Raw genomic sequence first — 10648 nt, forward strand, 5'->3', positions numbered from 1 at the left:
CTATAATGCGACACTCTCTGCCCAGGACCCCAGCCATGAGCGCCATCCACATCAAATACCCCGCCCTCACCTTCAAAGCCGGGCGGCGCGCACTGGGCCAGGTGCGTGAACGCGGGCTGCAGGCGGCGGATGTGGGCATATTGCCCGGGGCTGCCGGCGGGCCTAAACCGCTGGGCATCCAGGGCCTGGACCTGGCGCTGTTCGGCGAGTGGCTGCCAGCGGCCCCGCGCCCTCGCGCCCTCATCGGGGCATCGATCGGTGCCTGGCGCTTCGCCAGCGCCTGCCTGCAAGACCCGGTCGCCGGCCTGCGCCGCCTGGGCGAGCTGTATACCGAGCAGGACTTCGCCAAGGGCGTAACCCCCACCGACATCAGCCGCAGTTGCCAGCACATGCTCGACGACCTGCTACAAGCCCGCGACGGTGAGGTGCTTGCCAACCCGCACTACCGCCTGAACATTCTGGTGGTCAAAAGCCATGGCCAGCTCGCCCACGACCATCGGGGCCGCCTGGGTATCGCCCTGGGTTCGGTGGTCGCCAGCAACCTGCTGGGCCGCGCCAGGCTGGGGCGCCACTTCGAACGCGTCATCCTGCACGACCGGCGCACGCTCCCCCCCCTGAACGAACTGACAGACTTCCCTTCCCGCTACTTGCCGCTGGACCTGGCGAACCTGCGCCACGCCCTGCTGGCTTCGGGCTCCATCCCCATGGTGATGGAAGGTGTGAAGGACATCCCCGGTGCTGGCGCAGGCACCTACCGCGATGGCGGCCTGCTCGACTACCACCTCGACCTGCCTTACCAAGGTGACGACCTGGTGTTGTACCCGCATTTTACCGACAAGGTGGTCCCCGGCTGGTTCGACAAGGCCTTGCCCTGGCGCAAGGGTGACCCCACGCGCCTGCAGAACGTGGTACTGCTCACACCGTCCCCGCAGTACCTGGCAGCCCTGCCCTACGGGAAGCTGCCTGACCGCAACGACTTCAAGCGCTTCATGGGCGACGCCCCTTCACGCAAGCGCTATTGGTACAAGGCCATTGCAGAGAGTGAGCGGTTGGGCGATGAACTGCTCGAACTGGTTGCCACAGGGCGAGTGCATGAGCGGCTGCAGGCCCTGTAACAGCCTTGCCAACCAGGCAACACACTCACTGCCCGCGCCAGGCCTCCAAACGGGTAAACGCGTACATCCCCGCCAGCACGGCGATGAAGAACACCACGATTTGCCAGTGCCCCGTCAACAGCACCGCCACCGCAGGGCCGGGGCAGATACCGGCAATACCCCAACCGGCGCCGAACAACAGGCTGCCCACGATCAAACGGGTATCCAGCCCCCGCTTGGTCGGCAGTTGCACTGCAGCCCCCAGCAGCGACTGCCGGCGTGTACGCGCCCAGTTCAGCGGCGCGGCCGCCACCGCGATGGCACCCACCATCACCAGCGCGAGCGAGGGGTCCCACGCACCGGTCACATCGAGAAATGCCAGTACCTTGGCGGGGTTGGCCATCCCCGCCAGCAGCAGGCCCAGGCCGAACACCAGGCCGGCAACGAATGCGCTTAGCTTGATCATTTTCACACGCCCCACACATGACGAATGAGGTACACCGTCGCCATGCCCGCGACCATGAAACACAGCGTGGCCACGATTGAGCGCGGGGACAGCCGGGACACCCCGCAGACGCCATGGCCGCTGGTGCACCCCGAGCCGTAGCGGGTCCCGATCCCCACCAGCAGACCCGCCGTCACCAGGGCTGGCCAGTGGGCCTGTACGTCGATTGCTGGCAGTACGGCGAATGCACCCCAGAGCAGCGGCGCAGCCAGCAGCCCCAACAGGAACAGCGCCTTTTCGCTCCAGCCTTCGCTGCGAGGGTTCACGACGCTGGCCAATACCCCGCTGATACCTGCGATACGGCCGTTACCGAGCATGAACACCGCCACAGCCAGGCCGATCAACGCGCCCCCGCCCAGCGATGACCAAGGCGTGAAGTGGGTCCAATCAATGCTCATGCGGATCTCCCGTCGACAAGGCCAACTGCAACGCGCGTGCTACCGGCCGTCGCAGAATCAGGCAGGTTGGCGCTGCAAAACAGGGTAATATACGCCTCACCACCAGCTTTACAGGTCCACCCGTGGAAATTTTCAAAGAGTTCACATTCGAATCGGCTCACCGCCTGCCCCATGTTCCCGAAGGCCACAAATGCGGCCGCCTGCACGGGCATTCATTCAAGGTTGCGCTGCACCTGACCGGCCCGCTCGACCCGCACACCGGCTGGATCCGCGACTTCGCCGAGGTCAAGGCGATCTTCAAGCCGATTTATGACCGGCTGGACCACAACTACCTCAACGACATCCCTGGCCTGGAAAACCCTACCAGTGAAGTGATCGCCAAGTGGATCTGGGAGCAGGTCAAGCCCCTGCTCCCGGAGCTGTCCAAGGTGCGCATTCACGAAACCTGCACCAGTGGCTGCGAATATACCGGCGACTGACGTCAGGCCTGCGGGCGGGGATGCGGGGGCACCGGCACTTCCGTTATCTCCAGGGTCACCAGGCCCCTGACGCCTTTCCAGTCGTTGAGGTAGGCTCGGGTGAAATCCTCGGTACGCCTCACGCTCTTGCCTGACGGGTTGCACAACGTAAGATTGAAGCGGCGTACGCCAGGCGTCAGCCGCTCAGGGTCCAACCCATCAACCTGCCACAGTGGTGCAGTGGGCTGCTCCCACCGGTAAGGGTCCTGGGGCACGGCATACAGGCCCAAGTAGCCATCTACGTTGCTGTCCAACACCCTGTCCAGGCGTGGCCACAGGTCTAGCGTTCTCCCGGAATAGGCCGGCCGAATGTCATAGACATACTGCTCACCGATGCGGTACACCCCGAACCAGAAACGTTCGCATAGCACGCCATCACCCTCGGGGTAAGCCGGCAGACGCCCGCAGCGGACCCAGCCGTCATCGCGGTCACCGCTGTCCACCGTGCTCCAGACTGGAATGAAGGCTTTTGAGGTATCAGGATCGACCTGCGCCGCCTCACCCACTTGCGCCGTGTGCCACCAGCAGCGTGCGTTGAAACACAGATAGGGCTGAAATTTGTAATAGCTCATGTCGGTTAATCCCAGGTTCAGAAGCCCAGGACGATGCCGGAACCCCCCGCCATTTCGGCAGGTGGAAATAGCCTACTTCAAGGCGTCGGCAAGGAATGCCGGGGCGATGTAGCGCTGGTAATGCGCTTCGGACAGCAGGAAGAACTCACGGTCGATGGCGTCACGCAGCTGTGGCAGCTCCCAGTCTCTGAACTCGGGCAGCAGGGCCATGCCGTAGGCCTCAACATCCCGGATCATGCGCGCCCCCCGGGCGATCAGCTGGTAAGCCCAGCAGTACTCCGACTGCTGCTCGACAAAACGGATGGCGCGCTGCTCCAGTTGCTGGCGCAGCAATGCTTTGTCGAACACCTCCAGTTTGGCCATCATCACCTGGACCAGCAGTTGCTCCAGCCGCAGCCACACGGCGCGCTTTTGCTCGTCGTCGTAACCATTCCAGTTGATGACCTCGTGATGGAAGCGCTTGCAGCCACGGCAGACGGTGTCCCCATACACCGTGGAACACAGGCCGACGCAAGGGGTCTTGATGGACTTGTTGGACATGAAAAACAACGGCTTGAAGAAGGAATACCGGGCCATGTTAGCCCTTTGTCTAACCGGGGTCACCCGTTAAAGTCATGATCGCCGCCTTACCTTCGGGCATTTTTTACCGTAGAATCATTCGGCCTTTTCGAAGGCAACAATGTCCGTTGGAAGCTGTTTTCAAAGCGTCACGAGCACAGTTGATCCGGCAGAACGGCGTTGGCCCGGGCCCTGCACCCTCAGCAGCCCCTGGCCAGCCCTCATCAGTTTCCCGTTCTGCAGGCGTAAAACTTTGAAAGCAGCTTCTGTAAGGATTCCTTGCGACCCTGGCTGGGCGGCCCAAGAAGCCGTCATTGCGCACGGGTGCACGGAATGCTGGATGAGCGTCCCGGACCCCCTTTAGGGACCACTGATGAGGGAAATAACTGTGCTTGAAGCCTACCGCAAACACATCGAAGAGCGCGCCGCTCTGGGTATCGTGCCCCAGCCGCTGAACGCCGAACAAACTGCAGGCCTGGTCGAGCTGCTGAAAAACCCGCCGGCCGGCGAAGAAGCCTTCCTCGTAGACCTGATCACCAACCGCGTACCGCCAGGGGTAGACGAAGCTGCCTACGTCAAGGCCGCTTTCCTCTCCGCCGTGGCCAAGGGCGAAGCCAAGTCCCCGCTGATCGACCGCAAGCTCGCCACCGAGCTGCTGGGCACCATGCAGGGCGGCTACAACATCGAAACGCTGGTCGCGCTGCTGGATGACGCCGAACTGGGCGCCGTCGCGGCCGAAAAGCTCAAGCACACCCTGCTGATGTTCGATGCCTTCCACGACGTGGCCGAAAAAGCCAAGGCGGGCAACGTTCACGCCAAGGCCGTGCTGGAATCCTGGGCTGCTGGCGAGTGGTTCACCTCGCGCCCTGCCATCGCCGACAAGTACACCCTGACCGTGTTCAAGGTGCCTGGCGAAACCAACACCGACGACCTGTCCCCGGCACCTGATGCCTGGTCGCGCCCTGACATCCCGCTGCACGCCCTGGCCATGCTGAAAATGGCCCGTGACGGCATCGAGCCAGAGCAACCCGGTTCGGTCGGCCCGCTGAAGCAGATCGAAGCGGTACGCGCCAAAGGCTTCCCGGTCGCCTACGTGGGTGACGTGGTTGGTACCGGTTCGTCGCGTAAATCCGCCACCAACTCGGTGCTGTGGTTCTTCGGCGACGACATCCCGTACGTGCCGAACAAGCGCGCCGGTGGCTTCTGCTTCGGCACCAAGATCGCCCCGATCTTCTACAACACCATGGAAGACGCCGGCGCCCTGCCGATCGAGTTCGACTGCACCAACCTGGGCATGGGCGACGTCATCGACGTGTACCCGTACAAAGGTGAAGTGCGCCGCCACGACAGCGACGAACTGGTCACCAGTTTCGCACTGAAAACCGAAGTGCTGCTGGATGAAGTCCGCGCTGGCGGCCGTATCCCGCTGATCGTCGGCCGTGGCCTGACCGAGAAAGCCCGTGCCGAACTGGGCCTGGGGGCTTCGGACCTGTTCAAGAAGCCTGAGCAGCCTGCCGACTCCGGCAAAGGCTTCACCCTGGCGCAGAAAATGGTCGGCCGTGCCTGTGGCCTGCCAGAAGGCCAGGGCGTGCGCCCAGGCGCCTACTGCGAGCCGAAGATGACCACCGTCGGTTCCCAGGACACCACGGGCCCGATGACCCGCGACGAGCTGAAAGACCTGGCGTGCCTGGGCTTCTCCGCTGACCTGGTAATGCAGTCGTTCTGCCATACCGCGGCGTATCCGAAGCCGATCGACGTCACCACCCACCACACCCTGCCCGACTTCATCCGCACCCGTGGCGGCGTGTCGCTGCGCCCAGGTGACGGCATCATCCACAGCTGGCTGAACCGTATGCTGATGCCGGACACCGTCGGCACCGGTGGTGACTCGCACACCCGCTTCCCGATCGGCATTTCGTTCCCGGCCGGTTCTGGCCTGGTGGCGTTTGCTGCCGCCACCGGCGTGATGCCGCTGGACATGCCAGAGTCGATCCTGGTGCGCTTCAAGGGTAAACTGCAACCGGGCATCACCCTGCGTGACCTGGTGCATGCCATCCCTTACTACGCCATCCAGAAGGGCCTGCTGACCGTCGAGAAGAAAGGCAAGAAAAACGCCTTCTCCGGCCGCATCCTGGAAATCGAAGGCCTGGACGAACTGACCGTCGAACAGGCGTTCGAGCTGTCCGACGCCTCGGCCGAGCGCTCCGCTGCGGGCTGCACCATCAAGCTGCCGGAAAAGGCCATCGCCGAGTACCTGCAGTCCAACATCACCCTGCTGCGCTGGATGATCGGCGAAGGCTACGGCGATGCCCGTACCCTGGAGCGTCGTGCCCAGGCCATGGAAGCGTGGCTGGCCAACCCTGAGCTGCTGTCGGCCGACGCCGATGCCGAATACGCCGAAATCATCGAAATCGACCTGGCCGACGTCAAAGAGCCTGTGCTCTGCGCGCCAAACGACCCGGACGATGCCCGCCTGCTGTCGCAGGTTCAGGGCGAGAAGATCGACGAAGTGTTCATCGGTTCGTGCATGACCAACATCGGCCACTTCCGCGCCGCCGGCAAGCTGCTGGAGAAGGTCAAGGGTGGCATCCCTACCCGTCTGTGGCTGGCCCCGCCGACCAAGATGGACGCCCACCAGCTGACCGAAGAAGGCTACTACGGCATCTACGGCAAGGCTGGCGCGCGCATGGAAATGCCAGGCTGCTCGCTGTGCATGGGTAACCAGGCACGCGTGCAGACCGGTTCGACCGTGGTGTCCACCTCGACCCGTAACTTCCCGAACCGCCTGGGCGACGCGACCAACGTGTACCTGGCATCGGCCGAGCTGGCTGCTGTGGCTTCGATCATCGGCAAGCTGCCGACCGTCGAAGAATACATGCAGTACGCGAAGGACATCGACAGCATGTCTGCCGACGTCTACCGCTACCTGAGCTTCGACCAGATCGCCGAGTTCCGTGAAGCGGCCGCCAACGCCAAGATCCCGGTGGTCCAGGCATAAGGCCAATAGCCAGCGGCCTGCCATAGGCCGCTTGCTGTATAAGAAAGCCCCGGCAGAAATGCCGGGGCTTTTTTGTGTGCGGTAGGCAGCGGCTGTGTAGTTAGAAACTGTCTGCCGGCACCCGCACACTGCCCTCCATCAGAATACGCGCGCTGCGGCTCATGATGGCCTTGGTCACCGTCCACTGCCCATCCACCTGGCGTGCTTCAGCGCCCACCCGCAGGGTACCTGAGGGGTGCCCGAAGCGTACGGCGGTGCGCTCCCCGCCGCCTGCAGCCAGGTTGACCAACGTACCGGGGATGGCCGCCGCCGTGCCGATGGCCACGGCGGCGGTGCCCATCATGGCGTGGTGCAGCTTGCCCATCGACAAGGCCCGCACCAGCACGTCGATGTCCGCGGCACCGAGCACCTTGCCGCTGGACGCCGTGTAAGAGGCTGGCGGGGCCACGAACGCCACCTTGGGTGTGTGTTGGCGCCCGGCCGCCTGGTCAACGTGCTCGATCAGCCCCATGCGCACGGCGCCCCAGGCACGGATGGTCTCGAAGCGTTGCAAGGCGTGGGGGTCGCCATTGATCGCGTCCTGCAACTCGGTGCCGGTGTAACCAATTTCGCCAGCCTCGAGGAAAATGGTCGGGATGCCCGCGTTGATCAAGGTAGCCTTGAACGTGCCAACACCCGGTACATCGAGGTCGTCCACCAGGTTACCGGTGGGAAACATGGCGCCGCCTGCGCCCTCCTCGTCGGCCGCCGGGTCCAGGAACTCCAGTTGCACTTCGGCGGCAGGGAAAGTGACCCCGTCCAGTTCGAAGTCGCCGGTTTCCTGCACCTCACCCTCGCTGATCGGTACGTGGGCGATGATGGTCTTGCCGATGTTGGCCTGCCAGATGCGCACTGTGGCAACGCCGCTGCGCGGGATACGGCTCGGGTCGACCAGGCCGCTTGCGATGGCGAACGAGCCGACCGCAGCCGACAGGTTGCCGCAGTTGCCGCTCCAGTCGACGAAGGGTCTATCGATACTGACCTGGCCGAACAGGTAGTCCACGTCGTGCGCGGGCCGGGTGCTCGGCGAGACAATAACGGCCTTGCTGGTGCTAGACGTAGCGCCGCCCATGCCGTCGATCTGCTTGGCGTAGGGGTCTGGGCTGCCGATCACCCGCAGTAGCAACGCGTCACGGGCGGGGCCCGGGGCCTGCGCCCGTTCGGGCAGGTCTTGCAGGCGGAAGAACACGCCTTTGCTGGTGCCGCCACGCATATAGGTAGCCGGGATCTTGATCTGGGGAGCGTGTGCCATGGTCTGAGGCATCCTGGTGATTCGGGTCCAAGGGCCGCCAGGCGGCCCCGTTTCATTCAGGCAGTGGCTTCGAGGAAGTCCTGGGCAAAACGCTGAAGCACCCCGCCTGCCTCGTAGATCGACACTTCCTCCGCAGTGTCCAGGCGGCAGGTGACAGGCACCTCCAGGCGCTCGCCGTTGGCGCGGGTGATCACCAGCGTCAGCGTGGCCCGCGGTGTACGTGCCCCCACGACGTCGTAGGTTTCGCTGCCATCCAGGCCCAGGGTGTTGCGGTCGGTGCCTGGTTTGAATTCCAGCGGCAGTACCCCCATGCCCACGAGGTTGGTGCGGTGGATGCGCTCGAAGCCTTCGGCGGCAATCGCCTCGACGCCGGCCAGGCGCACGCCCTTGGCGGCCCAGTCTCGGGAAGAGCCCTGCCCGTAATCGGCACCGGCGACGATGATCAGCGGCTGCTTGCGCTGCATATAGGCCTCGATGGCCTCCCACATGCGGGTCACCTTGCCTTCCGGCTCCAGCCGCGCCAGCGAGCCCTGCCTGACGCTGCCATCGTCGTTGCGCACCATCTCGTTGAACAGTTTGGGGTTGGCGAACGTGGCACGCTGGGCTGTCAGGTGGTCACCACGGTGGGTGGCGTAGGAGTTGAAATCCTCTTCCGGCAGGCCCATTTTGGCCAGGTACTCGCCTGCTGCGCTGTCCAGCATGATGGCGTTGGAGGGCGACAGGTGATCGGTGGTGATGTTGTCCGGCAGCACAGCCAGCGGGCGCATGCCCCGCAGGGTCCGCTCACCCGCCAGGGCGCCTTCCCAGTAGGGCGGGCGGCGGATGTAGGTGCTCATCGGGCGCCATTCATACAGCGGCGCCACCTTCGGCCCGCGATCTTCCTCGATGGCGAACATCGGGATGTAGACCTTGCGGAACTGCTCTGGCTTGACCGCAGCGCGGACCACGGCATCGATTTCCTCATCGCTTGGCCAGATGTCCTTGAGGCGGATTTCCTGGCCGTCAACCACGCCCAGTACATCCTTTTCGATGTCGAAGCGGATAGTGCCGGCAATGGCGTAGGCCACCACCAGCGGCGGCGACGCCAGAAACGCCTGTTTGGCATAGGGGTGGATGCGCCCGTCGAAGTTGCGGTTACCCGACAGCACGGCAGTGGCGTACAGATCGCGGTCGATGATCTCTTGCTGGATCACCGGGTCCAGCGCGCCAGACATGCCGTTGCAGGTGGTGCAGGCAAACGCCACGATGCCAAAGCCGAGCTGCTCCAGCTCCTTCTCCAGCCCGGCCTCCTCCAGGTACAACTGCACAGCCTTGGAGCCCGGTGCAAGCGAGGACTTGACCCACGGCTTGCGAATCAGGCCCAGCCTGTTGGCATTGCGCGCCAGCAGGCCGGCAGCGATCACGTTGCGCGGGTTGCTGGTGTTGGTGCAGCTGGTAATGGCCGCGATAATTACCGCGCCATCAGGCATCTGCCCCGGCACCTGCTCCCACGCGCCCGCGATACCCTTGGCCGCGAGATCGCGGGTAGCGACCCTGGCATGGGGGTTGGACGGGCCGGCCATGTTGCGCTCCACGCTGGACAGGTCGAAGCTCAACGTACGCTCATACTCGGCGCCTGCCAGGCTGTCTGCCCATAGGCCGGTGACCTTGGCGTAGGTTTCCACCAGGCGAACCTGCTGGTCGTCCCGCCCGGTCAGGCGCAGGTAGTCGATGGTCTGCTGGTCGATGGCAAACATCGCCGCCGTGGCGCCGTATTCGGGGGCCATGTTGGAGATGGTGGCGCGGTCGCCCAATGTCAGGGCGCTGGCGCCCTCCCCGTGAAATTCAAGGTAGGCACCTACTACTTTCTGCTTACGCAGGAACTCGGTCAGGGCCAGTACCAGGTCAGTGGCGGTAATGCCCGAGGCCAGCTTGCCTGTGAGCTGCACACCCACGATCTCTGGCAGGCGCATCCACGAGGCGCGGCCCAGCATCACGTTTTCCGCCTCGAGGCCACCCACACCGATGGCGATCACACCCAAGGCGTCGACATGGGGGGTGTGGCTGTCGGTACCGACGCAGGTGTCTGGGTAGGCGACGCCGTGGTCACTGTGTACCACCGGCGACATCTTCTCCAGGTTGATCTGGTGCATGATGCCGTTGCCGGGCTGGATGACGTCTACGTTCTTGAACGCTTTCTTGGTCCAGTTGATGAAATGGAAGCGGTCCTCGTTGCGCCGGTCCTCGATGGCGCGGTTCTTGTCGAAGGCCTGGGGGTCGTAGCCGCCGCACTCCACGGCCAGGGAGTGGTCGACGATCAGTTGCACCGGCACCACCGGGTTGACCTGCGCCGGATCGCCGCCTTTGTCGGCAATGGCGTCGCGCAGGCCGGCCAGGTCGACCAGCGCCGTCTGGCCGAGGATGTCGTGGCACACCACGCGTGCCGGGAACCACGGGAAATCCAGGTCGCGCTGACGCTCGATCAGCTGCTCCAGCGAGGCGTCCAGGTGGGCAGGGTCACAGCGGCGCACCAGGTTTTCGGCCAGGACGCGGGAGGTATAGGGCAGGCTGTCGTAGGCGCCGGGCTTGATCGCCTCGACGGCTGCGCGGGCATCGAAATACTCCAGGTCGGTACCTGGCAGGGCTTTGCGGTAGGCAGTGTTCATATCGTTATCAGGCTCGCTCACGGATAGCGTTCAAACTGATTGTGCAAGCAACCCACGCTCCTTGTGGGA

Annotated in this window: 9 protein-coding genes; 3 read left to right on the forward strand and 6 right to left on the reverse strand. The window is 64.1% G+C overall.

Annotated features, from left to right (window positions below; translation table 11 throughout):
- Positions 1-35 precede the first annotated feature (35 nt).
- Positions 36-1115, forward strand: a complete 1080-nt coding sequence (locus tag PPA02S_RS07920) for a patatin-like phospholipase domain-containing protein (RefSeq protein ID WP_028634505.1) — start codon at positions 36-38, stop codon at positions 1113-1115.
- A 25-nt stretch (positions 1116-1140) separates the two neighbouring features.
- On the opposite strand, the gene PPA02S_RS07925 is transcribed toward PPA02S_RS07920, so the two are convergent.
- On the reverse strand, positions 1141-1560 hold the full coding sequence (locus tag PPA02S_RS07925; protein ID WP_028634506.1) for a DUF6691 family protein: 420 nt from the start codon (positions 1558-1560) through the stop codon (positions 1141-1143).
- Positions 1561-1562: 2 nt separating this feature from the next.
- A complete protein-coding gene (locus PPA02S_RS07930; protein WP_028634507.1) occupies positions 1563-1997 on the reverse strand; it encodes a YeeE/YedE family protein in 435 nt (144 codons plus the stop codon).
- Positions 1998-2119: 122 nt separating this feature from the next.
- On the opposite strand from PPA02S_RS07930, the gene queD reads away from it, so the two are divergent.
- Positions 2120-2476 carry a 6-carboxytetrahydropterin synthase QueD gene (queD, locus tag PPA02S_RS07935; protein WP_028634508.1) on the forward strand — a complete coding sequence of 119 codons (357 nt, stop codon included), beginning with the start codon at positions 2120-2122 and terminating at the stop codon, positions 2474-2476.
- Positions 2477-2478: 2 nt separating this feature from the next.
- Here queD and PPA02S_RS07940 read toward each other — a convergent pair whose 3' ends face one another.
- Both PPA02S_RS07940 and PPA02S_RS07945 read right to left on the reverse strand, forming a co-directional pair.
- Complete coding sequence (locus PPA02S_RS07940) at positions 2479-3087, reverse strand: hypothetical protein (RefSeq protein ID WP_028634509.1); 609 nt, start codon at positions 3085-3087, stop codon at positions 2479-2481.
- Positions 3088-3159: 72 nt separating this feature from the next.
- Complete coding sequence (locus PPA02S_RS07945) at positions 3160-3627, reverse strand: DUF1289 domain-containing protein (RefSeq protein WP_154660089.1); 468 nt, start codon at positions 3625-3627, stop codon at positions 3160-3162.
- A 406-nt stretch (positions 3628-4033) separates the two neighbouring features.
- Here PPA02S_RS07945 and acnB point away from each other — a divergent pair, with 406 nt between their 5' ends.
- The gene (gene acnB, locus PPA02S_RS07950) at positions 4034-6643 is read left to right on the forward strand and encodes a bifunctional aconitate hydratase 2/2-methylisocitrate dehydratase (RefSeq protein ID WP_028634511.1); all 2610 of its coding nucleotides are present in this window, start codon (positions 4034-4036) and stop codon (positions 6641-6643) included.
- Positions 6644-6743: 100 nt separating this feature from the next.
- Here the strand turns inward: acnB and prpF are convergent, their stop codons facing one another.
- Both prpF and acnD read right to left on the reverse strand, forming a co-directional pair.
- Positions 6744-7934 carry a 2-methylaconitate cis-trans isomerase PrpF gene (gene prpF, locus PPA02S_RS07955; protein ID WP_028634512.1) on the reverse strand — a complete coding sequence of 397 codons (1191 nt, stop codon included), beginning with the start codon at positions 7932-7934 and terminating at the stop codon, positions 6744-6746.
- A 56-nt stretch (positions 7935-7990) separates the two neighbouring features.
- On the reverse strand, positions 7991-10579 hold the full coding sequence (gene acnD / locus PPA02S_RS07960; RefSeq protein WP_028634513.1) for a Fe/S-dependent 2-methylisocitrate dehydratase AcnD: 2589 nt from the start codon (positions 10577-10579) through the stop codon (positions 7991-7993).
- Positions 10580-10648 lie beyond the last annotated feature (69 nt).

The organism is Pseudomonas parafulva NBRC 16636 = DSM 17004 (assembly GCF_000730645.1).
Classification (GTDB): domain Bacteria; phylum Pseudomonadota; class Gammaproteobacteria; order Pseudomonadales; family Pseudomonadaceae; genus Aquipseudomonas; species Aquipseudomonas parafulva.

What these genes read in the sequence shown, in the direction of transcription:
- PPA02S_RS07920 (WP_028634505.1), top strand. Translation starts at nt 36, where the DNA reads ATGAGCGCCATCCACATCAAATACCCCGCCCTCACCTTCAAAGCCGGG.
- PPA02S_RS07925 (WP_028634506.1), bottom strand. Translation starts at nt 1,560, where the DNA reads ATGATCAAGCTAAGCGCATTCGTTGCCGGCCTGGTGTTCGGCCTGGGC.
- PPA02S_RS07930 (WP_028634507.1), bottom strand. Translation starts at nt 1,997, where the DNA reads ATGAGCATTGATTGGACCCACTTCACGCCTTGGTCATCGCTGGGCGGG.
- PPA02S_RS07940 (WP_028634509.1), bottom strand. Translation starts at nt 3,087, where the DNA reads ATGAGCTATTACAAATTTCAGCCCTATCTGTGTTTCAACGCACGCTGC.
- PPA02S_RS07945 (WP_154660089.1), bottom strand. Translation starts at nt 3,627, where the DNA reads ATGTCCAACAAGTCCATCAAGACCCCTTGCGTCGGCCTGTGTTCCACG.
- prpF (WP_028634512.1), bottom strand. Translation starts at nt 7,934, where the DNA reads ATGGCACACGCTCCCCAGATCAAGATCCCGGCTACCTATATGCGTGGC.
- acnD (WP_028634513.1), bottom strand. Translation starts at nt 10,579, where the DNA reads ATGAACACTGCCTACCGCAAAGCCCTGCCAGGTACCGACCTGGAGTAT.